19 protein-coding genes are annotated in these 25,082 nt (G+C 71.1%); 9 read left to right on the top strand and 10 right to left on the bottom strand.

The window, feature by feature from the left end:
• Window positions 1-77 precede the first annotated feature (77 nt).
• The 3 genes from AC07FK_RS03015 to AC07FK_RS03025 all read right to left on the bottom strand — a co-directional run bounded on the left by AC07FK_RS03015 (window position 78) and on the right by AC07FK_RS03025 (window position 6,670).
• The gene (locus AC07FK_RS03015) at window positions 78-1,697 is read right to left on the bottom strand and encodes a peptide ABC transporter substrate-binding protein (RefSeq protein WP_479101960.1); all 1,620 of its coding nucleotides are present in this window, start codon (window positions 1,695-1,697) and stop codon (window positions 78-80) included.
• Window positions 1,698-2,174: 477 nt separating this feature from the next.
• Window positions 2,175-4,046, bottom strand: a complete 1,872-nt coding sequence (gene typA / locus AC07FK_RS03020) for a translational GTPase TypA (RefSeq protein WP_479101962.1) — start codon at window positions 4,044-4,046, stop codon at window positions 2,175-2,177.
• A 314-nt stretch (window positions 4,047-4,360) separates the two neighbouring features.
• Window positions 4,361-6,670: an ABC transporter family substrate-binding protein gene (locus AC07FK_RS03025; protein WP_479101964.1), complete on the bottom strand. Its 2,310-nt coding sequence runs from the start codon at window positions 6,668-6,670 to the stop codon at window positions 4,361-4,363.
• Between the two features lie 304 nt (window positions 6,671-6,974).
• Here AC07FK_RS03025 and AC07FK_RS03030 point away from each other — a divergent pair, with 304 nt between their 5' ends.
• The 7 genes from AC07FK_RS03030 (at window position 6,975) to AC07FK_RS03060 (ending at window position 14,833) form a co-directional block, all read left to right on the top strand.
• Window positions 6,975-7,268 carry a hypothetical protein gene (locus AC07FK_RS03030; RefSeq protein ID WP_479101966.1) on the top strand — a complete coding sequence of 98 codons (294 nt, stop codon included), beginning with the start codon at window positions 6,975-6,977 and terminating at the stop codon, window positions 7,266-7,268.
• A 60-nt stretch (window positions 7,269-7,328) separates the two neighbouring features.
• Window positions 7,329-8,147 (top strand): hypothetical protein, encoded by an 819-nt coding sequence (locus AC07FK_RS03035; RefSeq protein ID WP_479101968.1) that lies wholly within the window; start codon window positions 7,329-7,331, stop codon window positions 8,145-8,147.
• A gap of 21 nt (window positions 8,148-8,168) precedes the next feature.
• Window positions 8,169-10,121, top strand: coding sequence for a fumarate reductase/succinate dehydrogenase flavoprotein subunit (locus AC07FK_RS03040; RefSeq protein ID WP_479101969.1), 1,953 nt, complete (start codon window positions 8,169-8,171; stop codon window positions 10,119-10,121).
• A complete protein-coding gene (locus AC07FK_RS03045) occupies window positions 10,121-10,891 on the top strand; it encodes a succinate dehydrogenase/fumarate reductase iron-sulfur subunit (protein ID WP_479101971.1) in 771 nt (256 codons plus the stop codon). Before AC07FK_RS03040 ends, AC07FK_RS03045 begins: the two co-directional genes overlap by 1 nt.
• Window positions 10,892-10,976: 85 nt before the next feature.
• On the top strand, window positions 10,977-11,828 hold the full coding sequence (locus AC07FK_RS03050; RefSeq protein WP_479101973.1) for an arylamine N-acetyltransferase family protein: 852 nt from the start codon (window positions 10,977-10,979) through the stop codon (window positions 11,826-11,828).
• Window positions 11,829-11,918: 90 nt separating this feature from the next.
• Window positions 11,919-14,027 carry a TPM domain-containing protein gene (locus AC07FK_RS03055; protein ID WP_479101975.1) on the top strand — a complete coding sequence of 703 codons (2,109 nt, stop codon included), beginning with the start codon at window positions 11,919-11,921 and terminating at the stop codon, window positions 14,025-14,027.
• 95 nt (window positions 14,028-14,122) lie between these two features.
• On the top strand, window positions 14,123-14,833 hold the full coding sequence (locus AC07FK_RS03060) for a PspA/IM30 family protein (protein WP_479101977.1): 711 nt from the start codon (window positions 14,123-14,125) through the stop codon (window positions 14,831-14,833).
• 109 nt (window positions 14,834-14,942) lie between these two features.
• Here AC07FK_RS03060 and AC07FK_RS03065 read toward each other — a convergent pair whose 3' ends face one another.
• From AC07FK_RS03065 to AC07FK_RS03090, 6 genes are all read right to left on the bottom strand, one after another.
• Window positions 14,943-17,462, bottom strand: a complete 2,520-nt coding sequence (locus tag AC07FK_RS03065; RefSeq protein ID WP_479102559.1) for a SpoIIE family protein phosphatase — start codon at window positions 17,460-17,462, stop codon at window positions 14,943-14,945.
• A gap of 190 nt (window positions 17,463-17,652) precedes the next feature.
• A complete protein-coding gene (locus tag AC07FK_RS03070) occupies window positions 17,653-18,081 on the bottom strand; it encodes an ATP-binding protein (RefSeq protein ID WP_479101979.1) in 429 nt (142 codons plus the stop codon).
• Between the two features lie 166 nt (window positions 18,082-18,247).
• On the bottom strand, window positions 18,248-18,667 hold the full coding sequence (locus AC07FK_RS03075; RefSeq protein ID WP_479101981.1) for a (deoxy)nucleoside triphosphate pyrophosphohydrolase: 420 nt from the start codon (window positions 18,665-18,667) through the stop codon (window positions 18,248-18,250).
• Window positions 18,668-18,692: 25 nt separating this feature from the next.
• Complete coding sequence (locus tag AC07FK_RS03080) at window positions 18,693-18,872, bottom strand: SPOR domain-containing protein (protein ID WP_479101984.1); 180 nt, start codon at window positions 18,870-18,872, stop codon at window positions 18,693-18,695.
• Window positions 18,873-19,086: 214 nt separating this feature from the next.
• Window positions 19,087-19,839: a GntR family transcriptional regulator gene (locus tag AC07FK_RS03085; RefSeq protein WP_479101985.1), complete on the bottom strand. Its 753-nt coding sequence runs from the start codon at window positions 19,837-19,839 to the stop codon at window positions 19,087-19,089.
• A 295-nt stretch (window positions 19,840-20,134) separates the two neighbouring features.
• A complete protein-coding gene (locus AC07FK_RS03090; protein WP_479101987.1) occupies window positions 20,135-21,706 on the bottom strand; it encodes a S8 family peptidase in 1,572 nt (523 codons plus the stop codon).
• Window positions 21,707-21,973: 267 nt separating this feature from the next.
• On the opposite strand from AC07FK_RS03090, the gene AC07FK_RS03095 reads away from it, so the two are divergent.
• Together AC07FK_RS03095 and AC07FK_RS03100 are read left to right on the top strand one after the other, a co-directional pair.
• Window positions 21,974-23,146, top strand: a complete 1,173-nt coding sequence (locus tag AC07FK_RS03095) for a threonine synthase (protein WP_479101989.1) — start codon at window positions 21,974-21,976, stop codon at window positions 23,144-23,146.
• Between the two features lie 110 nt (window positions 23,147-23,256).
• On the top strand, window positions 23,257-23,697 hold the full coding sequence (locus AC07FK_RS03100; RefSeq protein WP_479101991.1) for an ester cyclase: 441 nt from the start codon (window positions 23,257-23,259) through the stop codon (window positions 23,695-23,697).
• A 144-nt stretch (window positions 23,698-23,841) separates the two neighbouring features.
• Here AC07FK_RS03100 and AC07FK_RS03105 read toward each other — a convergent pair whose 3' ends face one another.
• On the bottom strand, window positions 23,842-24,915 hold the full coding sequence (locus tag AC07FK_RS03105; RefSeq protein WP_479101993.1) for a class I SAM-dependent methyltransferase: 1,074 nt from the start codon (window positions 24,913-24,915) through the stop codon (window positions 23,842-23,844).
• Window positions 24,916-25,082 lie beyond the last annotated feature (167 nt).

A 25,082-nucleotide genomic window follows, 5' to 3' on the forward strand; every position in this document is an offset into this window, starting at 1 on the left:
TGGTCAGGGAGCGGCCCCCGGGCCTACCGCCAATGCGGTGGCGGGTAATGGCCGAGTGGGGTTGGCCCGCAGGCTGGTTACTTGTTGACGGTCACGCCGGTGATCTCGAAGTCACCGTGGAAGTCGACCTTCACGTTGTCGACCGCCTTCGAGTGGCCACCGTTGATGCGGTACTGCCACAGCGGGATGGCCGGCATCTTCTCCAGCAGCATCTTCTCGGCCTCCTGGTAGAGCTTCACCGACTCTTCCAGGGACTTGGCGTTGTCGCCCTTCTTGAACGCGGCGTCGATCGCCTTGTCCGAGAAGCGGCCGTTGTTGGCCTCGGCGGTGGTGCCGTACAGCTCGCGCATGAAGTTGACGTTCACCGGGTAGTCCGCCACCCAGCCACCGCGGTAGAAGCCCTTGACCTGGTCGTTGTCACGGGCTTCCAGGTCGGTCTGGAAGTCGGGCTTGGCGTCCGGCACGCAGTCGACACCCGTGGCGTTACGGATGGACTCGCAGACGGCCGTGATCCACTCCTTGTGGCCACCGTCGGCGTTGTACTGGATCGTCATCTTGTTGCCGGGGACGCCGCCGCCCTCGGTGACGAGCTTCTTCGCCTTGGCAGGGTCGAACTTGAACACGTCCGTGTCGAGGACCTGGTTGCCCTCGACGCCCTTGGGCGTGAAGCTCGTGGCCGGCGTACGCGTGCCGTTGAGCACCGTCTTGGTGATCGTCTCGCGGTCGATCGCCATCGACAGACCCTGCAGGACCTTCGGGTCGATGTCCTTGAAGGTCTTGCTGTAGAAGGCCGGGACCAGCGACTGGATCGCCGCGTACTCCTGGTCGATCGCGCGGTCGCCGAGGTCCTGCTTGTACTTCGGCAGGTCCTTCGGGCCGACCTGGCGGATCATGTCCAGGTTGCCGGAGATGAGGTCCTGGTACGCGGCCTCGACGGTCGCGTAGTTCTTGAACAGGACACCCTTGTTCTGGGCCTTGTTCGGGCCCTGGTACTCCGGGTTGGCCTTGACCTGGATGAGCTTCTTGTGGTTCCACTTCTCGAAGATGTACGGGCCGTTGCCGATGGGCTTCTGGCCGAACGCCTTCGGGTCGGCGTAGAACGACTTGGGCAGCGGGGCCCAGGTCGTGTAGCCGAGCTTGTAGTTGAAGTACGGAACCGGCTTCGTCAGCTCGATCGTGAACGTGGTGTCGTCCACGGCCTTCAGGCCGGACATCTTGTCGGCCTTGGGCTCACCCTTGGCCGGGTGGACGTCCGCGTAGCCCTTGATGTCCTCGAACCAGAACGCGTTCTGCTGCTTGTTCTTGGTGTTCGCGTACCAGTTCCACGCGTTGATGTAGGACTCGGACGTCACGGCCTCGCCGTTGTGGAACTTCCAGCCCTTCTTGAGCTTGACGGTCCACGTCTTCGAGTCCTTGGTCTCGACCGACTCGGCGTTCGTGTAGACGATCTCGCCGTTGGCGTCGAAGTCGAGCAGCTGCGTGAACAGCGACTGGATGACGTAGCTGCCGAGCGACTCGTTCGTGTCGGCCGGAATCAGCGGCTTCTGCGGCTCACCGACGTCGATCGAGACGTAGCCGGCCGGCTTGCCCTTTTCCTTGGCCTCGGTGTCGCCGCTGTCCGAGCCACCGCACGCCGTTGCCGACAGAGCCACGACTATCGCACCTGCGACCCACTTGGCGCTCTTGGCACCGCGCATGGGTTCCTCCTCATGAGTCCACTGATCACTACAAGAGGGGTACGCAGACAGTCGCCGACACCCCTGACGGCGATGAGTCGCATGTACCCCGAGTGTGCTCGTGAGTCGGCACTCCCCACAGTGCGTGACCCATTGACCCGAGCTCAATGGAGCCAACTATTAAGTAACACCGAGCCGTAAACCACACTTAAAGGGTCTCGGTTTGACAACATCGACCGGGCATACCAGATCGAAATCCGGACAAAGTGATCACAGACAGACACCCGCGAAACGGACGGTTGGCGCAGCTTCCGGAGTGCGATGACCGGTATCCGGACGCCTGTCTCACAAAATGCGGTTGACGGCCGACGCTCAGGGTGTCACGCCGGGCCGTGATCCTCATACGCCGGAAGGCCGGCTCCCACGACCCCACAGGGGGCGGGAACCGGCCTTCGGACGCGCTTGATCGGCCGCTGGGGCCTCCGGGTCGGGCCCGGGTCAGCGCTTGGCGCGCGAAGCCGTACGGCCGCGCTCCTTCTGGTCCAGGACGACCTTGCGGATGCGCACGGTCTCCGGGGTGACCTCGATGCACTCATCGTCGCGGCAGAACTCCAGCGACTGCTCCAGCGAGAGCCTGCGCGGCGGCACGACGTTCTCCGTGTTGTCCGCGGAAGCCGCACGCATGTTGGTGAGCTTCTTCTCCTTGGTGATGTTCACGTCCATGTCGTCGGAACGCGAGTTCTCACCGATGATCATGCCCTCGTAGACCTCGGTGCCGGCCTCGACGAAGATGACGCCCCGCTCCTGGAGGTTGATCATCGCGAACGGCGTCACGGAACCCGAACGGTCCGCGACCAGCGAGCCGTTGTTACGGGTGCGCAGCTCGCCGAACCACGGCTCGTGGCCCTCGAAGATGGAGTGCGCGATGCCCGTGCCGCGGGTCTGCGTCAGGAACTCCGTACGGAAGCCGATGAGGCCGCGGGACGGGACGATCCACTCCATGCGGATCCAGCCCGAACCGTGGTTCGTCATGGTCTCCATGCGGCCCTTGCGGGTCGCCATCAGCTGCGTGATGGCGCCGAGGTGCTCCTCGGGGGAGTCGATCGTCATGCGCTCGATCGGCTCGTACTTCTTGCCGTCGACCATCTTCACGACGACCTCGGGCTTGCCGACGGTCAGCTCGAAGCCCTCGCGGCGCATCTGCTCGACCAGGATGGCCAGCGCGAGCTCACCGCGGCCCTGGACCTCCCAGGCGTCGGGGCGCTCGGTGTCCAGGACGCGGAGCGAGACGTTGCCGATGAGCTCCTTGTCCAGGCGGTCCTTCACCTGGCGGGCGGTGACCTTGTGGCCCTTGCCGCCCTTGCCGACCAGCGGCGAGGTGTTCGTGCCGATGGTCATGGAGATCGCCGGCTCGTCGACCGTGATGAGCGGCAGCGCGATCGGGTTCTCGGGGTCGGCGAGGGTCTCACCGATCATGATGTCCGGGATGCCGGCGATGGCGCAGATGTCGCCCGGGCCGGCCTTCTCGGCCGGCTTGCGGGTGAGCGCCTCGGTCATCAGGAGCTCGGTGATGCGGACGTTCGACATCGTGCCGTCACGCTTGATCCAGGTGACGGTCTGGCCCTTGCGCAGCTCGCCCTGCTCGACGCGGCAGAGCGCGATACGGCCGAGGAAGTTGTCGGCGTCGAGGTTGGTGACGTGGGCCTGCAGCGGGGCGGCGTCGTCGTACTCGGGGGCCGGCACGTGCGACAGGATCGTGTCGAAGAACGGCTGGAGGTTCTCGCTGTCGGCCGGGACGGTGCCGTCCTCCGGCTTGGTCAGCGAGGCGACGCCGTCACGGGCGCAGGCGTAGACGATCGGGAACTCGATCTGGTCCTCGTCCGCGTCCAGGTCCAGGAACAGGTCGTAGGTCTCGTTGACGACCTCGTCGATCCGGGAGTCGGGACGGTCCGTCTTGTTGATGCAGAGGATGACGGGCATCCGGGCCTGGAGCGCCTTGCGGAGCACGAAGCGCGTCTGCGGCAGCGGGCCCTCGGAGGCGTCGACGAGCAGGACGACCGCGTCGACCATCGACAGGCCGCGCTCGACCTCGCCACCGAAGTCGGCGTGGCCGGGGGTGTCGATGATGTTGATGGTGATGACGTCGCCGCCATCCTTGGGGTGGTACTTGACGGCCGTGTTCTTGGCCAGGATCGTGATGCCCTTCTCACGCTCCAGGTCGTTCGAGTCCATCATGCGGTCGTCGAGGCTCTCGGCGGCGTGCGCGGCGAAGGCGCCCGCCTGCTTGAGCATGGCGTCGACCAGGGTGGTCTTGCCGTGGTCGACGTGGGCGACGATGGCTACGTTACGGATGTCGTGGCGCGTGGGCATGGGTGAGTTGCGCTTCTCTCGATCGTGGGATCGGGCGTCGTATTCGGTTCGTTTCCTCATACGCCCGCCGGGCGGTCGCGCCACGGCTACCCCCCATGGTACGGGGAGTGAGCCGCGCGGGCTTCCCGGGCGATCGGTACCGGGCCCGCGGCAGGGCTCCGGGGGTCCGGCGGAGCCGTGGCGGGGCGGGGAGTTCGGGCCGTGCGTGCGGGGTGGGGGTGCGGAGCTTTCCCGGGTCAAGGGGCACACAGCACCTTGCCCGCCGGGGCACCGGCGGGCAAGGGACTTGAGCCAATCCTGAGGGTTCCGACCTGCTAGTTCTTCTCCCGCCCGGCGGTTTCGGCCTTCTTGAAGCCGATGTCCTGATACCGGGGCGCCGCGAAACCGAACGCGCCGGCGTTGACGAGGCCGGGCTTGACCGCCACCAGCTCCGGCCGCTGGAAGAGCGGGATCGACCCGGCCGCCGCCCAGATCCGGGCGTCGGCCCGCTTCACCAGGTCGCGGGCCGCCTTCTCGTCCAGTTCCGTCATGGCCTGGTCGAAAAGCTGGTCGATGTGGTCCGTGCCGACGCGCGTGTAGTTCTGCTCCACCACGAGCGACCCGTCGGCGGCCGGCTCCGGCTTCGCGAAGATGGGGCGGGCGTCGGTCGCCGGGTAGGCGGTGGCGGGCCAGGAGTAGAGGGCTAGGTCGTAGTCGCCCGAGGCGATGTGGTCCTTGAAGTAGCTGTCGTCGGAGACCTTGACCATCTCCGTGCGTACGCCGACCTTCTCCAGCATCCCCGAGATCTTCTCACCGACGGTGCGCAGCGACTCCGATCCGGGGCCGGACGGGAGCACGAAACGCAAGGTCAGCGCCTTGCCGTCCTTGCCGAGCGGTCCGCGTGCGGCGTCGCCGGGCCGGGGGGCGGCGGTGCCCTGCGGGGCGTAGGCGCCGGCGACGCCGCCCGTCTTCTTTCCGTCCGCGCTGTCCTCGGCGCGGACGGACGCCGCCTTGTCCCCGTCGCTGATGAAACGTGCCTGCATGCGAAGCGCCCGGCCCTGGAGCGCCGCGTCGGGAGCCGGGGCCAGGATGTACGCGCCGGCTTCCCTGCCGCGAGGGCGGCGGCCGGGCTTGGAGTCGCCGTCGCCGTCTCCGACGATGTACATGCCCTCGTCGGCTCCGCTTTCCTTGTTCTTCTCCTTCTTTTCCGCGGCGCTGCCCGCCTTCGCGCCCTCGGACTTACGCGCCGTCGCCGCCCCGCCCGGCTTCCAGCCGGCGTCCGCGAGGAGCGCCTGGGCGGCCTGGGTGTCCTGGTCGCCCAGCGCGCCGCTGCTGTCGGCGTACGCCTCCTGGCCGGCCAGCGCGAGGTGGCTGCCGAGCGGGTGCGCGGGCAGGCCCAGCGGCTTCAGTACGGACTCGGCGAGCGCGCGGCGGTCGATCGCGCGGGCCACGGCGCGGCGCACCCGGTCGTCGGTGAGCGGGCCGGAGGTGCCGTTCAGCGCGAGCTGCGTGTAGGCCGGTTCGAGGGACTTGCGGACGACGAAGCCGCGCAGCGCCCGCTGCTCGTCGGCGTACTTCCGGACGGCCTCGCGCGACTTCCGGCGGGCCTCTCCCTCGGCCTCGGCCAGTTCCCCGGACGAGCCGTGCGCCACCGCCCAGGATCTGAGCGCGGAGGCGGGGGTGACGGCGGCGCCGGGGCCGTGGTTCAGCGGCTGGCCCTTGGCTCCCGCGTCCCGGGCCGCCAGGGCGAGGCGGTCGGCGGTGCCGCGGCCGATGTCGGCGATGTCGAGCTCGCCGGCGGCGAGCGCGGCGGTGCGCCTGTCGCGCGTCACCGTGCGGAAGACGAGGGTGTCGAGCTTCGAGGGCTGCCCCCACCAGCGGGGATTGCGTTCGAGTGTGGTCTTCCCCGCCGCGCGGTCCAGCTCCTTGAGGGTGAAGGGGCCCGCCGTCGCCTTGAGCTTGGCCCGGGCCCCGTCGTTGAAGGAGCCGGGGCTGCCCATCACGTCCTTCGGGTAGAGCGGGGTGAAGAGGGAGCGCCAGTCGGCGTAGGGCTTGGCGAAGGTGACCCGGACCTCCAGGTCGCTGGCGCCGCGCTCGATCTTCTCGATGCGCTCGTACCCGGCGTTGCGGGCGGTCCAGTACGCCGTGTCCCGGCCGTTGAGCGCGCGCCACTGCGCCACGAAGTCCGGGGCCCCGATCTCCCGGCCGTCGCTCCAGACCGCCTGCTGGTTCATCTTGTAGAGGACGACCTGCTTGGGTTCGCGCTCGACGATCTCGGCGGATTCCAGGTAGTCGGGGTTGCGCTGGGGGCGGCCGCGCGTGTCGAGGGTGAACAGCGAGGGCAGCACGGCGCCTGCGACGCGCGCGGTGGAGGCGTCGGCGTCGGCCTGGAAGGCGTTGAGCGTGGCGGGCGTCGTGTCGACGGCCCAGCGCACCGTGCCCCCGTCGGCGACCTGGTCGCGTCCGGCCGGGGCGATGTCCTGGGGGACGGTCACCCCCTGCGCCTCGTCGTCGCCCGAGGAGCAGCCCGCCAGAGCGGGCAGCCCGAGCACACCCGCGGTGACGAGCGCGAGACAGCGGGCCGCTCGCGCCCGCTGGGGCCTGCGGCGGGATGCCCTCCCGCGTGGGACGCCGACGTGGGACATGGCTGGTACCTCCAGGGCCGGCCCGGCCCATCCCCTGTCGGAATGAGCCCGGTTTTTCACTTTTGGCGGCATATGATGGTGATCACATCAACTACCGCTCCACTGAAAAGGACCCCGCGCGTGAGCCGTCGGCGACACGGCGGCGAACCGCTCGAACCCCACCCGTGCGGCCCAACAGAAGGGGGCGCACGCCGGGCCGCGCGCCGAGAATCGCTGCACATCCCTTCACAAATGGGGATGTGACGCGCGACACTCGCAGGCGCATGAGCGTCACCACGCGCCACCGTGGAAATGAGGGCACCACATGTCCCTGCAAGACGACCTGGCAGCGGTGCAGCGCTGCCTCGACAACCTGGTCCAGTCGGTCGAACGGCTGGAGCAGCAGGTCGGCGGCGGCAGCCTGGAGATCAGGCGGGTACGCACGGACGCCGGCCACCTCCGCGAGAGCCTGGTGCTGCTGAGCGCCGCGGCTCCCACCCTGCGCCGTCCCGACGCGCGTCCCGATCTGGTGTCCATCTCGGACGACCCGTACAACAGCGCGCTGTGGACGGACTCGGACGACGAGGGCCTCGGCGCTCGCGACCGGCACGCGCCCTAGCCCGTACGCACCGCCCCGGCCCCGTCCTGTCCCGACAGCCCGCTCCATACGGAGTCATCGTTGGCCACTGGCACAGAACCCCAGCCCCGCGCGGGCGTCCACCACGCCTCACGCGCCGCGATCGCGGCCCGCCATCTGCGTACGGACCGCTGGTGGCTGGCGCCCGCGGCGACCGCCGCCGGGCTGCTCGCCTTCATCGTCTACTCGACGTGGCGGGCCTTCGCGAACGCCGACTACTACGCGGCGCCCTACGTCTCGCCGTTCTACTCGCCCTGCCTGGCGGAGAACTGCGTACCGATGAAGGGCGGCCCCAACTGGGAGATCTTCGGCAGTTGGTGGGGCCTGTCCCCCGCCCTGCTGATCCTGATCTTCCCGCTCGGCTTCCGGCTGACCTGCTACTACTACCGCAAGGCGTACTACCGGGGCTTCTGGGCCTCGCCGCCGGCCTGCGCGGTCGCCGAGCCGCACCGGACGTACACGGGCGAGACCCGCTTCCCGCTGATCCTCCAGAACATCCACCGGTACTTCTTCTACGCCGCCGTCCCCGTCGCCGGGATCCTCACGTACGACACCGTGCTCGCCTTCCGCGACGAGCAGTACGCGTGGGGGCACATGGGACTCGGCACCCTGGTCTTCCTGGTCAACATCGTGCTGATCTGGGCCTACACCCTCTCCTGCCACTCCTGCCGGCACATCGTCGGCGGGCGGCTCAAGCACTTCTCCAAGCACCCGGTGCGCTACCGGCTCTGGGGCTGGGTCGGCAGGCTCAACGCCCGCCACATGCAGCTCGCCTGGGCCTCGCTGATCAGCGTCGCCCTCGCCGACTTCTACGTGTACCTGCTGGCGTCCGGCGCCTTCGACGACCCGCGGCTGTTCTAGACGACTGATGAAGGGTGTTCGATGACGCAGCTCGAACGGCAGGGGTGGGACGTCGTCGTGGTCGGCGCGGGCGGCGCCGGACTGCGCGCCGCCATCGAGGCGCGGGAGCAGGGGGCCCGTACGGCGGTCATCTGCAAGTCGCTCTTCGGCAAGGCGCACACGGTAATGGCCGAGGGCGGCATCGCCGCGTCCATGGGCAACGTGAACTCCGGCGACAACTGGCAGGTCCACTTCCGCGACACCATGCGCGGCGGCAAGTTCCTCAACCAGTGGCGGATGGCGGAGCTGCACGCGCGCGAGGCGCCCGACCGGGTGTGGGAGCTGGAGACCTGGGGCGCGCTGTTCGACCGCACCCCGGACGGCAGGATCTCGCAGCGCAACTTCGGCGGGCACGAGTACCCGCGTCTCGCGCACGTCGGCGACCGGACCGGCCTGGAGCTGATCCGTACGCTCCAGCAGAAGATCGTCGCGCTCCAGCAGGAGGACTTCCGCGAGTTCGGCGACTACGAGGCCCGGCTGAAGGTCTTCCAGGAGTGCACGGTCACCAGGGTCCTGAAGGACGAGGAGGAGCGGGTCGCGGGGACCTTCTGCTACGAGCGCGAGTCGGGCCGGTTCTTCGTCCTGGAGGCGCCGGCCGTGGTCCTGGCCACCGGCGGCATCGGCAAGTCCTTCAAGGTGACCTCCAACTCGTGGGAGTACACAGGCGACGGCCACGCGCTGGCGCTGCTCGCCGGCGCGCCGCTGCTCAACATGGAGTTCGTGCAGTTCCACCCGACCGGCATGGTCTGGCCGCCGTCGGTGAAGGGCATCCTCGTCACCGAGTCGGTGCGCGGCGACGGCGGCGTGCTGCGCAACTCCGACGGCAAGCGGTTCATGTTCGACTACATCCCGGACGTCTTCAAGGAGAAGTACGCGCAGTCCGAGGAGGAGGGCGACCGCTGGTACGAGGACCCCGACAACAACCGGCGTCCCCCCGAGCTGCTCCCCCGCGACGAGGTCGCGCGCGCCATCAACTCCGAGGTGAAGGCGGGGCGCGGCTCCCCGCACGGCGGGGTCTTCCTCGACGTGTCGACGCGCATGCCGGCCGACACGATCCGGCGTCGGCTGCCGTCGATGTACCACCAGTTCAAGGAGCTGGCGGACGTCGACATCACCGCCGAGGCGATGGAGGTCGGCCCGACCTGCCACTACGTGATGGGCGGGATCGCCGTCGACTCCGACACCGCCGCCACCCGCGGCGTCCCCGGCCTGTACGCGGCGGGCGAGGTGGCCGGCGGCATGCACGGCTCCAACCGGCTCGGCGGCAACTCGCTCTCGGACCTGCTGGTCTTCGGCCGCAGGGCGGGGCTGCACGCCGCGCAGTACGCCATCGGGTTCGGCGAGGGCACCGCGCGTCCCCGGCCGGTTGGCGCCCAGGTGGACGCGGCGGCCGCCGAGGCGCTGCGCCCCTTCAGCGCCGAGGGGCCCGGGCCGGGGGAGCCGGACGGGAACCCGCCGGAGAACCCGTACACCCTCCATCAGGAGCTCCAGCAGACGATGAACGACCTGGTCGGCATCATCCGGCGCGAGCCGGAGATGAAGCAGGCCCTGGAGAAGCTGGCCGCCCTGCGCCTGCGGGCGCAGCGGGCCGGGGTCGAGGGCCACCGGCAGTTCAACCCGGGCTGGCACCTCGCCCTGGACCTGCGGAACATGCTGCTGGTCAGCGAGTGCGTCGCACGGGCGGCCCTGGAGCGCACGGAGAGCCGCGGCGGGCACACCCGCGAGGACTGCCCGGGCATGGAGCGGGCGTGGCGCCGGGTCAACCTGCTGTGCCGGCTGACGGACGCGTCGGGCGCCCCGGCGCCGGCCGGTGCGCGGGCGCCGGGCCAGATCACGCTCGTACGGGAGACCACCGAACCCATCCGCCCCGACCTGCTCGGCCTGTTCGAGAAGGAAGAGCTGGTCAAGTACCTCGCCGAAGAGGAGCTCCACTGATGAGCAGCTACACGGCGGCCTTCAGGGTCTGGCGCGGCGACGCGGACGGCGGGGGGCTGGAGGACTTCGAGGTCGAGGTGAACGAGGGCGAAGTCGTCCTCGACATCATCCACCGGCTCCAGGCGACCCAGGCGTCGGACCTCGCGGTGCGCTGGAACTGCAAGGCGGGCAAGTGCGGTTCGTGCAGTGCGGAGATCAACGGGCGGCCGCGGCTGCTGTGCATGACGCGGATGTCCGTCTTCTCGCGCGAGGAGACGATCACGGTGACGCCGCTGCGGGCGTTCCCCGTCGTACGCGACCTGGTGACGGATGTTTCCTTCAACTACGCCAAGGCGCGGGAGGTGCCCGCGTTCGTACCGCCGCCGGGGGTCGCGGCGGGTGACTACCGGATGCAGCAGATCGACGTGGAGCGTCCGCAGGAGTTCCGCAAGTGCATCGAGTGCTTCCTGTGCCAGGACACCTGCCATGTGGTGCGCGACCACGAGGAGAACAAGGCGTCGTTCGCCGGGCCGAGGTTCCTGATGCGGATCGCGGAGCTGGACATGCATCCGCTCGACGCGGCCGCCGGGGCCGGCGTCGACCGCAAGAGGACCGCGCAGGACGAGCACGGGCTCGGCTACTGCAACATCACCAAGTGCTGCACGGAGGTCTGCCCGGAGAACATCAAGATCACGGACAACGCGCTGATCCCGTTGAAGGAACGCGCGGCCGACCGCAAGTACGACCCGCTGGTCTGGCTCGGCGACAAGATCTTCCGGCGTACGGAATAGAGGCACCGCGTCCCGCGGTTCACCTGTCGCACGCGCGCCGGGGAGCCGGCGCGCACCGACGCGCGAGACAACGGGGAACGTACGCATGTGGAACGGTGACGCACTCGATCTGGACGCCTACCTGGCACATCTGGGGTACGACGGGGACCGCTCCCCCACTCTGGAGACGCTGCGCGCACTGCAGCGCGCGCACGTGCTGAACGTGCGGTGGGACAACCTCGACGCGGTGCTGCGCCAGGACGTGCCGCTCGATCTCGCCGCCCTCCAGAGCAAGATGATCGGCAACCCGCGCGGCGGGTACTGCTTCGAGCACGCCTCCCTCTTCGCCGCGGCCCTCGAACGCCTGGGCTTCACGTTCTTCGCGGTGCTGGGCCGCATCCGGATGGGCGCGCCGAAGTTGCTGCCCACCACGCACGCGATGCTGATCGTGGACCTCGACGGCCGGCGGTGGCTGTGCGACGTCGGCTTCGGGGCGAGTCCGCTGGAGCCGGTCGAGATGAAGGAGGAGGGGACCGAGACGACGGACGGCGTGTGGAGGTACCGGCTGCGGCGGGGCGAGGTCACGCCCGGTGCGGACGGGTGGACGCTCTACCAGCCGACGGCGGACGGGGAGGGGGAGCACGACGACACCGGTGACGGGTGGATGGCGCGCCACACCTTCACCCTCGACCCGCAGTACCCCGTCGACTTCGCGATGGCCAACCACTTCATCGCCACGAGTTCGCACTCCCCCTTCAGCTACCGGCCGTTCATCCAGCGGGTGCACCCGGACCGCCTGCATCTGCTGGACAACCGCGAGCTGATCACCTCCAGGCCGGGTGCGAAGCCGGAGGTCCGGGAGCTGGAGCCGCAGGAGGTGCCCAAGGTCCTGTCGGACGTGTTCGGCATCGACCTGACGCCGGACGACGCGGCCCTGCTCCTGACGAAGCTGACCTGAGCGCCGGGGGCCCCGCCGCGCCGGGGGCCCTCTCCGTACGGCCCCGCCGTCCGGTCGCGGGCCGAACAAGGGGGACATAACCTCGCAAACGTGACGCGAACAGCCGCCGCCAGGGTCCTCCTCAGCACGCTGCTGACCGCGTGGTGTCTCGTCCTGCCCGCCACCGGGGCCGTGACCGCCCGCGCCGAGGACCCCATCGGCCTCTCCCGCGAGGGCCAGATCACGGACCGCGTGGACGCGCTGGGCGACCGCAGGAACGCCGTCGAGTCCGCGCTGGACCGGCTCTACGACACCCGCCGCGTCCAGCTCTTCGTCGCGTACGTCCGCGACTTCTCCGGCAGGTCCCCGCAGAGCTGGGCCGACGACACCGCCGAGCGCAACGGGCTCGGCCGCGACGACGCGCTGCTCGCCGTCGCCACCCACGACCGGCAGTACGCCTACTCCGTCGACCAGGACTCACGCCTCACCGACGCCGAACTCGACGACGTGGCACGGACCGCCGTCGAACCCGCCCTTCGGCAGAACGACTGGGCCGGTGCGGCGATCGGCGCCGCGAACGGGTACGCCGCCGTGCTCGCCGGGCAACCCGTCCCGGTGCCGAACATCACCCCGGGACCGGCCGACCCCGGCGGCGGCCCGGACGGCGGGGCGAGCGGGGCCGGCGACCTGGTGCTGCCGGTGGTCGTGGTCGGCGCGGCCGGCGCGCTCGCGGCGTACGCGTACGCCCGGCGCAGACGGCGCGCGCGCACCCGCACCACACCCGCCCGGACGGCCCAGGACGCCCAGGAGGCGCAGACGCCGCTGCCGGAGCTCGACGCGCGGGCCAAGCGGGAACTCGTCGCGGCCGACGACGCCGTCCACACCAGCGAGGAGGAACTCGGTTTCGCCGCCGCCCAGTTCGGCGAGGAGGCGGCCCGGCCCTTCGCCGAGGCACTCGCGTACGCGAAGAACGAACTGGCCGTCGCCTTCCGGCTGCGGCAGCGACTGGACGACGCCCACCCGGAGGACGACGCCACGCGCCGGCGCATGCTGGCCGAGATCATCGCCCGCTGCGCCGGGGCCGACCGCCGCCTCGACGACGAGTCCGAGTCTTTCGACCGGCTGCGGGACCTGGAACGCAACGCCCCGCAGGCGCTCGCCGCCGCCGAGGTGGCCTTCCGTGACCTCGTCGGCCGTACGGGCACGGCCGAGGCCATGCTGACCGCCATGCGGCAGCGGTACGCCGACTCCGCCGCCGCGCCCGTCACGGGCCACGCCGCGCAGGCCAAGGACCGTCTGGCCTTCGCGACCACCAGCCTGACCGAGGCCCGGCAGGCCGTCGACGCGGGTGACACCGGCAGGGCGGCCGTGTTCGTACGGGCGGCCGAGGGCGCGGTGGGCCAGGCCGCCACGCTCGTCGACGCCGTCGACCGCCGGGCGCGCGAGCTGGCCGAGGCGGCGGGCAAGCTCCCGGGGGCGCTGACGGAGACGGAGACCGACCTGGCCGACGCGCGCGGCCTCCTGGAGGGCGGGGGCGCCACAGCAGACCTCCACGGGCGGATCGCCCGCGCCCAGGCGGTGGTCGCCGACGTACAGCGGGAGAAGCAGTCGGGGCGCTACGACCCGATCGACGCCCTGCGCCGCGTGGAGGAGGCCGACGCCGTGCTCGACGAGGCCCTGGCGGGGGCGCGCGAGCGCGAGTCGGCCGGACGACGGGCCCGCGCGCTGCTCGACCGGGCCACGCTCGCCGCCCGCTCCACGATCGGCGCCGCCGCCGACTACATCGCGACGAACCGGGGTGCGGTCGGCAGCCGGGCCCGCACCCGCCTCGCGGAGGCGCAGCGCCACCTCGAACGTTCGGCGGCCGTCGCGGCGTCCGACGCCCCGGCAGCGCTGGCCGAGGCGCAGCAGGCGGACGCGCTGGCCCAGCAGGCGCAGATGCTGGCCGAGCAGGACGTGCGGGAGTACGCCGGCCTGCTCGACGGCGGCTCCACGGACTTCGGCGGCGGGATCGCGGGCGGCACGGGCGGCGGGGGCCTGAACGGGGCCGTGCTCGGCGGCATCCTCCTCGGCGGTCTGCTGGGCGGCGGACGGGCCGGCGGGGGATTCGGCGGGGGCATGGGCGGGGGCGGCTTCGGCGGCGGGGGCTTCGGCCGCGGGCCCGGCAGTTTCGGGGGCGGCGGCACGCGGGGGCGCAGAGGCGGCGGCGGACGGTTCTGACCCGTACGGACGGACGGACCGGCAGGCAGGCAGGCAGGCAGGCAGGCAGGCAGGCAGGCAGGCGCAACGGCACCCGAGAACGCAAGGAGACGCGCATGACGAAGCAGACCATCCTCGGCCGCGTGACCCAGCTCGCGAGGGCGAACGTCCACGCTCTCCTCGACCAGGCCGAGGACCCGCAGAAGATGCTGGACCAGCTGATCCGCGACTACACCGCCAACATCTCCGAGGCGGAGGAGGCCGTCGCGACCACGATCGGCAATCTGCGGCTCCTGGAGCTGGACCACAAGGAGGACGTGGAGGCGGCCAGGGAGTGGGGCGTCAAGGCGCTGGCCGCGAGCAGGAAGGCCGACGAACTGCGCGGCGCGGGACCGGCTTCGGAGGCGGACCGGTTCGACAACCTCGCGAAGGTCGCGCTCCAGCGCCAGCTCCGCGCGGAGAAGGAGGCGAAGGCGGCCGAGCCCGTCATCGCGATGCAGACGGAGGTCGTCGACAAGCTGAAGGCCGGTCTGGTGCAGATGAAGACGAAGCTGACGGAGCTGACCTCCAAGCGCGACGAACTGGTGGCCCGGTCCGCGTCCGCGCAGGCGCAGCACCGGATGATGGACGCCGTGAAGAACATCGACGTCCTCGACCCGACGAGCGAACTGAGCCGTTTCGAGGACAAGGTGCGCCGCGAGGAGGCGCGGGCCCTGGGCAAACAGGAGCTGGCCGCCTCGTCACTGGACGCGCAGTTCGAGCAGTTGGAGAACCTCGGCGACGACGCGGAGATCGAGGCCAGACTGGCCGCCATGAAGGCCCGGTGAGCACCGGCGGGGGCGACGCGAGACCCGGCGGGTTCGCAACACGGGCCCGGGCGGGCACCGGCGGGCCCGGGCCTGGGCACCTCGGCCGGGCGAGCCCGGCCGCGCGCTGTCAGAAGAGGCTCAGCAGCTGGTCGACGCTGAGTTCGTCCTTCTCCGCCTCCCCCGTCGGCAGCGCGAGTTCGAACCACACCGTCTTCCCGCGCGGTGTACGCCGCGAGCCCCACGCCGCGCTGAGCAGCCCCACCAGCTGGAGTCCGCGCCCGCCCTCGTCGGTGTCGCGGGCCCGGCGCCGCCTCGGCTGCACCAGCCCGGCGTCCCAGACCTCGCAGACGAGCGTACGGTCGAGGAGCAGCCGGAGCCTGATGTCGCCCTCGCCGTACCGCAGCGCGTTGGTGGCCAGCTCGCTGACCAGCAGCTCTGTGGTGTCCACCAGGTCTTCGAGGCCCCAGGTGACGAGCTGCGCCCGCGCCAGCTCGCGCGCCCGGCCGACCGAGCGCGGCTCGCGCGGCAGCGACCAGTCGCCGACCGACTCGGCGGGCATCCCCTGGATGCGGGCCATGAGCAGGGCGATGTCGTCCTCGCCGTGCCGGGTGTCGAGGGTGCTCAGCACGTGGTCGCAGACGTCTTCGAGGGGGTGCGCCGCGTCGGTGAGGGCGGCGCGGAACGCCATGAGCCCCTCGTCCAGCGGATGGTCCCGCGACTCGACGAGCCCGTCGGTGTAGAGCGCGAGCAGCGCCCCTTCCGGCACTTCGACCTCGACCTCCTCGAACGGCTCGCCGCCGACGCCGAGCGGCATCCCCGGCGGCACGTCGAGCAGCAGCGCCTCCTCGCCCGGTTCGACGAGTACGGGCGGCAGGTGGCCGGCGTTGGCGAACGTACACCGGCGGGTGACCGGGTCGTAGACGGCGTACACGCAGGTCGCCAGGTAGACCTCGGAGAGGTCGGCCTCCCGTGCCTTGTGGCTGGCGCGGGAGGCGTGCTGTGTGCCACCGGGGGTGCCGAGGCCGCGGGCGATCTCGTCGAGGGCGGAGAGGACCTCGGCGGGTTCCAGGTCGAGCAGCGCCAGCGTCCGTACGGCTGTGCGCAGTTCTCCCATCGCGACGGCCGCGCGCAGGCCGCGTCCCATCACGTCGCCGACGACCAGGGCCGTGCGGTGGCCCGGCAGTTCGATGACGTCGAACCAGTCGCCGCCCACCTCGGTCGCCGTGTTGCCGGGCAGGTAGCGGCAGGCGATGTCGAGTCCGGCCGCCTCGGGGTCACCGGGCGGCAGCAGGCTGCGCTGGAGAATCAGGGCGCGCTCGTGCTCGCGCCGGTAGAGGCGGGCGTTGTCGATGCAGACGGCCGCGCGGGCGGCCAGTTCGGTGGCCAGGGCCCAGTCGCGCTCCCCGAAGGGCTCGCTGCCCTTCGTACGGGAGAACTGGGCGAGGCCGACGACGGTGTCGTGGGCGACCATGGGCACGGCCAGCGTGGTGTGGACGAGGCTGCCGTCCTGGCCCGGAACGGTCTGGACGCGGCCGGTGCGCAGGGCGCTCGCACAGGGCGAGTGGAACGGGTAGCGGTGTACGGCGCCGACTTCGGTGGGCCCGGGGTCGTCGCCGTCCGCGACGCATCCGGGGGCGGCCAGCGGACCGTCGGACACTGCGCTGGCGAAGGCGACGCGGCGCAGCTCGGCGCTGCCGTCGGCCCGGCCGGGCGGGGTCTCGTCACCGGCCAGCAGACCCTGGTAGAGGTCGACGGACGCGAGGTCGCAGAAGCCGGGCACGGCCACGTCGAGGAGTTCGCGGGCGGTGGTCTCCAGGTCGAGCGAGTTGCCTATGCGGGCGCCGGCCTCGTTCAGCAGGGCGAGGTTGCGGCGGGCGTCGGCGGCCTCGCGGGCGGCGACGTGACGGCGGGTCACGTCGGTGGCGAGTCCGGCGACCCCGATGGGACGGCCGGCTCCGCTGTGCACCCGGTAGAGGTTGACCGACCAGTGCCTGCGCTCGGTCTCCCCCGGCGCGGTGCCGACGAGCTGCATGTCGGTGACGGCCTCGCCGGTCTCCAGGACCCGCTGGAGGGCGGCGGTCATACGGCCGGCCTCGGTGGGGCTGAGGTAGTCGTGGACGGTGCGGCCGCGGTGGTCCTCGGCGACCCCGCCGAAGACGGTGGCGAAGCGCTTGTTGGCGCGCTGCACCGTGAAGTCGGTGCCGAACAGCAGGAAGCCGAAGGGAGATTGGCCGAAAATGGCCTGCGAAGCGGCAAGATCGGTCTCGATCCCGCGTACGGCGCGGACGTCGACGACGAGGCAGAGCGCGGCCTGTTCGCCGTCGGCCGTGGCGCTGGGCATCACGTAGATCTCCGCCAGGCCGTGCGCACGCGCCTCGACGCCCTCGCGCTCGGGCATCCGGAACGGGACGAGGCCCGTCCATTCCCTGCCGTCGAGTATCTCGGAGAGCCGGCGCCGACCCCGCGTACGCAGTTCGGGGGGTATGAACGCCTCGACCGGGTCCCTGCCGACGACATCGGACGCGGGCAGGCCGAACAGCTCCTCGGCCCGCTTGCTCCACTGCTCGACCAGCCCTCCCGGGCCGATCGAGAAGGACGCGACTCTTATGTAGTCGTAGATCGAGCCGGGCGGGCTGTTCTGCCACATCACTTCGCCCGCTGCCGCTGATATCTCGTTCACGCGACCGTCCCCTCCAGCTCAACGCACCGGACCGGTCCTTCCCGCAGTATTCAGCACTACGGTCGCAACCTGCACGGCGTTCACGATCACAGCACGGTCTCGTTCCTTTTCGGCCGGGGGAAGAGAGTCGCGCGATGATCGTTCTCCCTTCACTCTTCTAACCAGGGAGAGCCAGCTCGAACCACACCGTCTTGCCCGTTCTGCCTGGTCTGGTGCCCCATCGCTGCGCCGCGTCGGCCACCAGCTGGAGACCGCGTCCCCCCTCGTCGTCGGCGCGCGCGACCCGCTCCAGGGGCGGATCCGGAAGGGGGTCCGAGACTTCGACCACCAGTACGGGGCGTACGCCCGGCGCACGGCTGTCGGCGGCGGGCCGCCGGAGACGGACGCCGATCGGTCCGGAGGCGTACCGCAAGGAATTGGTCACGAGTTCACTGACCAGCAGGACCGTGATGTCCCCCACGGTGTCGAGCAGCCCCCAGGCGCGCAGCGCCTCCCGGACGGCGTGACGGGCGCTGCGGACGGCGTCGGGCTCAGCAGGGAACGTCCACTCGGCGCAGTCGCCGTCGGTGTCGATCACGCCGACCACATCCCAGATCCCAGATCAGCCGCAGGCCCGCGTCCTATTTCAGAGGGTTAATCAGCACATACCCGATATAAGGTGCGGGCTATCCCTGACCCCGAGGCACTGGGGCACGAACGGCGTACGCGCGTTCCCCGCACGCCCTGCGTACGGCTCGCCGGCGGGTGCGGCGTCAGGCCGGTGCGGCGGGTCCCGGCAGGGCGCTCAGACGGCGCACCGCCTCGGTCACGGCGGGGCGGTCCTGGGGGAGCCAGTCCACGGCGTCCGCCTCGTGCGGACGGAGCCAGCGCAGGTCGTCGTGGTCCTGGAGGGGACGTGGCGTGCCGGACAGCAGCCGGGCGGTCCACACCTGGAGGACGTAGCCCGGCTTCAGCGGCCACTCGCCGGGGATGCGCTCCAGTACGTCCGCCTCGACGCCCAGCTCTTCACGGAGCTCCCGTACGAGCGCCTGGGGCGGCGTCTCGCCGGGCTCCACCTTGCCGCCGGGCAGCTCCCAGCGGCCGGCCAGCTCGGGCGGGGCGCTGCGGCGCGCGGCCAGCAGCCGGCCGGCGTCGAACACGGCGGCGCCCACCACCACGACACGATCAGTCATGGCGGGAGCCTACGGCGTTACACCGCTACTGGACGCTATGCCCTATGCGCTCGACCCAGTAGAGCTGCTTGTGGCCGCGGCCCTCGAGACTGTCGGCCATCTTCTGCGCCTCCGCCCTGGTCGCGTACCGGCCGACGCGGTAGCGGTTGCCGTTGTCGTCCTGCCGTATGACCAGCCAGGGGAGCACAGCACCGCTGTCGTTCACTTCGCGTCCCCGTCCGCCGGTGCACTCGCCTCTAAGGATCTCCAGGAAACCGCAATCCGCATATGCCCGAGCGTACGCCTGACCTTTACTCAGCGGATACGCTTTTACACAAAGAGGTACACATCCAGCCATGCCGAAGGGGGCGCACTTTTAGAAGTGCGCCCCCTCCCCCTCCCCCTCGGGCCCCCCGGTCCCCGCTCACCCCCGCGGGCGGTCACTTCACGGGCAGGTGGTACGCGATCCGGTAGCGGTCCGCCGGGACCACGACGTCGGCCGTCTCGACCGCCATCCCCGACGCGTAGTACGTCCGCTCGATGACCAGCACCGCGTGCCCCGGCACGCCGCCGAGCCGCAGCAGCTCCTCGGCGAGCCCGGGGCGCGCGCCGACCTCCTCCACCACGTTGTCCACGACGACGTCGATGGCCGCCATCCGCTCGACGACACCGCAGCCGGCCAGCGGGCCCTCCTCCGGGAGCATCACGGGCGTACGCCCCGTCAGCGCCAGGGGCTCCCACGAGGTGGAGAGCATCATCGCCTCGCCCGCGTCCCGGAAGACGTACCGCGTGCGCATCACCCGGTCGCCCTCCTGGACACCGAGCCGCTTGGCGATGGACGAAGTGGCCTCCTCCTGCTCGCTGCTGGACTCCCAGGTGCCGCGCGCGCCCGCCTCCGACTGCTCCTGCCGGAACGGCGTCGGCGGCACCGTTCCGCGATAGCCCCCGCGGGAGACGCGGCGCGGGACGGGCTGCTCCCGTACGTACGTACCGGAGCCGGAACGGCCTTCGACCAGGCCCTCCGCCATGAGGACCTTGCGCGCCTCCAGTGCCACGGTGTCGGAGACGCCGTACTCCTGGCGGATGCGCGCCTGCGACGGGAGACGGGTGTGAGGTGGCAGGGAACCGTCGACGATCTTCTGCCGTAGATCGCCCGCGACGCGCAGATAGGCCGGCTGCTCACCGAATGTCACTGGCCACTCCCATCAGGTTGACACACAGCAACAGCGTGGCAACCGTCGGTTGTTGACCGCAAGCACAGGCCAAGGTTTCACCCGAAGTGATGACTTGTCTTTACGCAGGGGGTTACGGGGGTATAGAAGCCGGAACCTCATGACCGGCGTCCGCGCCGCTTCGATCCCTTCTCCGCCCTCCGCACCCCCGTCCGACGACGCAGCGTCAGGTCGCCGGCACGGACGCGCGCGAGGGGGCGGCCGCCCGGGCGACCGCCCCCCCCACTCATCCGTTCAGCGCGTCAGCACCGCGAGGTCAGAACTGCAGCGCCCACGAGTCGATCTTCCCCGTGTCGTACGCCGCGTTGTCGCTGACCCGCAGCTTCCACGTGCCGTTGGCCACCTCGGACGAGGCGTTGACCGTGTACGTGGTGATCAGGTTGTCGCTGCTGCCGCCGGTGCCGTAGCCCTTGAGCGTGTAGGCCGTGCCGTCGGGGGCGATCAGGTCGACCTTGAGGTCACCGATGTACGTGTGCTTGATGTCGACCGGCACGCTCAGCGTCGCCGGCGCGTTGCCGGTGATGCCGCTGACGGTGACGGGGGACTCCACGGTGGAGTTGTCGCTGATCGCGTAGTCGGTGAGGTTCTCGAACCTCTTGCCGGGCGGCGGGGTGGTGCCGGTGCCGACGTACAGCAGACGGTTCGGCGAACCGGTGCCCGGGCTCGTCACGACGCCCGTGGTGGCGGCCGAAGTCAGCGCGCTGGAGACCTGGGCGGGCGTTGCGGTCTTGTTGGCCGCGAGGTACAGGGCGGCCGCGCCGGCGACGTGCGGGGAGGCCATCGACGTACCGGAGATGGAGTTCGTCGCCGAGTCGCTGGTGTTCCACGCCGAGGTGATCGACGAACCCGGCGCGAAGATGTCGAGGACGCTGCCGTAGTTGGAGTAGCTGGCCTTGGCGTCCGTGCTGGTCGTGGCGCCGACCGTGATCGCCTCGGCCACCCTGGCGGGCGACTTGGTCGAGGCGTCGGTGCTCTCGTTGCCGGCGGCGACCGCGTAGGTGACGCCGGAGGCTATGGAGTTGCGCACGGCCGTGTCGAGGGCGGCGTCGGCGCCGCCGCCGAGGCTCATGTTCGCGACGGCCGGCTTGACGGCGTTCTTCGTCACCCAGTCGATGCCCGCGACGACCTGGGCGGTCGTGCCCGAGCCCTGGTTGTTGAGCACGCGGACGCCGACGACCTTGGCCTTCTTGGCGACGCCGTACGCGCCGCCCGCGACCGTACCGGCGACGTGGGTGCCGTGGCCGTGACCGTCCTGGGCCGTGTTGTCGTTGTCGATGGCGTCGTAGCCGTAGGAGGCACGGCCGCCGAAGTCGCTGTGGGTGATGCGGACGCCGGTGTCGATGACGTACGCGGTGACGCCCTCACCGGCAGTGTCCGGGTAGGTGTAACTCTGGTTCAGCGGGAGCGCCTTCTGGTCGATGCGGTCCAGGCCCCAGGACGGCGGATTGGGCTGGGTCGCGCTGACTGTGAAGGTGCGGTTCTGGACGACGGCGTCGACGGCCGGGTCGGCGGCGAACTTCTTCGCCTGCGCCTCGGACAGTTCGACGGCGTACCCGTTGAGGGCCGCGGTGTACGTCTTCTTGATCGTGGCGCCGTACTCCTTGGCCAGCGCCCTGCCCTCCGCCGAACCGGCGTCGGCCGCCGCCTCGTCGAGGGTCACGATGTAGCTTCCCGCGATGGTTCCGGGGACTCCGGCGTTCAGGATCCGGCCCTCGGCGGCGTCGGCCGCGGTCGCGGGGAGGGCGGAGGCCGCGCCGAGCGCGAGGGCTACGACGGCGGTGGCACTGGCTGCGACAACTCTTCGCCGGGAACTACGCATCACGGACATGTGAGGGGTCCTCCTCATTGGCGGTGCGCTGGTGGGGGGTGGTGCGGCGGTGCGGCGGTACATCGGTGCGGCGGTGCATCGGTACGCGGCACGACAGGGGCATGACAAACGAACGCTACGGATCCGCGTCGTTTCCCACGCCTTGCCGACAGGCGAAAGATTGACGCATCCATAGGAATCCCACAAGAGTCAAATCGGACCCGCAATATGCCTGCCACACAGCCGACATGAGCGTGCGTGAGGCGCCCCGCCGCCTAGGCTCCCCGCATGACGATCTCCACGGCTTCGGCCCCTTCGGCGGCGCCGACGGCGTCCATGGCCTACCGCTGCCCCGCCGACGGCTCCCGCGCCCCGGTCGAGTCCCTGGCCTGGCGCTGCCCCACCTGCGGCGGCCCCTGGGATCTCGACTTCACGCCCTCCTCCCCCGTTCCCCTGAAGGCGCTGGCGGGCCGGGTGAATTCACTGTGGCGTTACGCGGAGGCGCTGCCCCTCGGAGAACCGGCGGCCGGTCTCACGCTGGGGGAAGGCCGCACTCCGCTCATCCCCCTCACCGACCGGGTTTCGGCCAAACTCGACTTCCTGATGCCGACGCTGTCGTTCAAGGACCGCGGCGCGGTCATGCTCGCGGAGCTCGCCCGCCGTCTCGGGCCCCGCCGGGTGGCCCGCGTCGTCGCGGACAGCAGCGGCAACGCGGGCACGGCGATCGCCGCGTACTGCGCACGGGCCGGGCTGCCCTGCACGGTGTACGTCCCCGGGGCGACCTCGCCCAAGAAGACGGAGCAGATCCGGGCGCACGGCGCGCACGTCACCCTCGTCCCCGGCGACCGCGAGGCGGCGGCGGCGGCCGCCCGTGCGGCGGCGGACGAACCCGGCTCCTTCTACGCGAGCCATGTCCACAACCCCTACTTCCTGCACGGCACGAAGACGTATCTCTACGAACTGTGGGAGGACCTCGGCGGCCGTCTCCCCGACACCGTCGTCGTCCCCGTCGGCAACGGCACGCTGCTGCTCGGCGCCTGGCTCGCGATCAACGAGCTGCACGGCCAGGGGCTCGTCGACCGCCTTCCCGCGCTGGTCGCCGTACAGGCCGAGGCGGTGTCGCCGCTGGCGGCGGCGTTCCACGCGGGCGCGGACGACCTGCCCGGCGACGCGTCGCCGGCGCCCGCGCAGCCCACCCTCGCCGAGGGCATCGCCATCCCGCGACCGCCGCGCGCCCCGCAGATCCTGCGCGCCGTACGGGAGTCGGGCGGGACCTTCCTGACCGTGACCGAGCCGCAGATCCGGGCCGCCCAACGGGACCTCGCGGCCCGCGGGCTCTTCGTCGAGTCGACCGGCGTGGCGTGCTGGGCCGCGCTCACCGCACACCCCGGGCACGCGGTGGGCACCGCGGTGGTCCCCCTGTGCGGCGCGGGCGCGAAGACGGGCCTCGCGGCCGGCTGACCCGGGCGCCGTCGGCCGCCGCGGCCCGCAGGCGCCTTCGCGCGCACCCCGCCTTGTGGGAAAATGGTACGAACATGCCATATGCACCACGCGCGATCCGGAGGTGGATCATGGGGCAGGCACGTGAGGTCATGGACCGGCTCACCGAAGCGCTCACCGAGGGCACGGACCTCAAGGCCGTCATGGAGTGCTTCGCGGAGGACGCGGTCGCCATCACCCCGGACGGGGAGATCCGGGGCCGGGAGAGCATCGGCGAGTACTGGCGCCAGACGATGGACGCGATGCCGGACAGCGGGTACGAGGCAGTGCACCAGCACGAGTCGGGCGACACGGCCATCGACGAGGGCTTCTTCACCGGGAGGAACACCGGCCCGCTGGTGCTGCCGTCCGGCGAGAGCCTGGAGCCGACGCACCGGGAGGTCAGGGTGCGGGGGTGCGACGTCGCGACGGTGGAGGACGGCCGGATCGTGAGCTACCGGCTGTACTTCGACCAGATGGACTTCCTCGGGCAGCTCGGCCTGCTTCCGGACGGGTCGGCCGCCCCGGAGTGAGGGCGGCGCCGGATGCCCCGGGCCCCTCGGTCACCGGTCCGGGGCCGGGGTGCGGCCGTCCGCCGTGCGGCGCCGAGGAGCGGGCCGTACGCACCCCGTACGCGTCAACGACCTACGCGGCGGGACGTGCGCACCACCTACGCGTCAGCGGCGGGACGTCCGCGCCACGTAGTAGACGTTGAGGACGTCGCCCTCCACCTCCCGCACGTCGACGTCGTCGAACCCCGCCTCCCCCAGCATCTGGAGCGCGCGCTGCCTGCCCCACACCGTGCCGAGGCCGGCGCCGCCCTCGCCGAGCGAGACGGTCATGCAGTAGAAGACCGAGAAGGCGTAGAGGGTCGGGCCGAGGGGGTGGCCGATGTTCTCCTCCAGCTTGCTGGAGGCGGCGATGTCCCCCATCAGGAACACCCCGTCGTCCCGCAGCGCGCCGGCCACCGCCGACAGGGCGCGCTCCGGCCGTGCCAGGTCGTGGATCACGTCGAAGGCCGTGATCAGGTCGTACGTGCCGGCCAGTTCGGCGGTGTCGGACACCATGAACCGGGCGTTGTCGAGCCCCAGCAGCTCCGCCTCCTCCCGCGCCGCCGCGATCCCGGTGTCGGAGATGTCCACACCGAGGAACTGACTGGCGGGGAACGCCCGGGCCAGCAGGTTGACCGCGTGGCCCTGACCGGTGCCGATGTCCAGCGCGTCGATGCCCCGGCTCAGCCGCTCCGGCAGGCCGGGCACCAGCGGGACGATCTCGTCGACGAGCGCCGCGTCGTACACCCGCGCGGTCTCCTCCGCCTGGAGCTCCTGGAAGCGCGGGTACGCCGAGTACGGGACGCCGCCACCGCGTCGGAACGCGTCGAGCACCTTGTCCTCGACGTTGCCCAGCATCGCCAGGTCCTGCATGAAGGAGGCGACGTTGCCCGGCCCGGCCGCCCGCACGAGCGACGCGGCGTGCTCGGGCGGCAGCCGGTAGGTGCCGCGCGCCGGGTCGTACTCGACGACGCCCCCGACGGTCATCCCGCCGAGCCACTCCCGTACGTACCGCTCGTCGAGGCGCGTGGCCTCCGCGATCTGCGGGCTGGTCGACGGCGCCAGACCTGCCATGACGTCGAAGAGCCCCGTGCGGTGGCCGAGGCTGCACAGGTACCCGAGGCAGGAGTCGTTGAGTACGTGCAGCATCCGCTCCGCGAACTGTTCCTGCCGGGCCGGGTCGAGCGTCTGCTCCGTCATGTCGCTGTCCTCCTGCCGCCCGCCAGGTCACCACCGACGGTCCGCGGGCCGGAGCGGGCTCCTCCTCCATGCTCCGCCGGTTGGCGCAGGCCCTCCACTCCACGGCGCGCGGAGCGTCACCCGGACGCACCTGCCGCCTTGATTCCCGCCGCTTCCCCCCGTCGCAT

It is taken from the genome of Streptomyces sp. NPDC046122 (assembly GCF_056429965.1).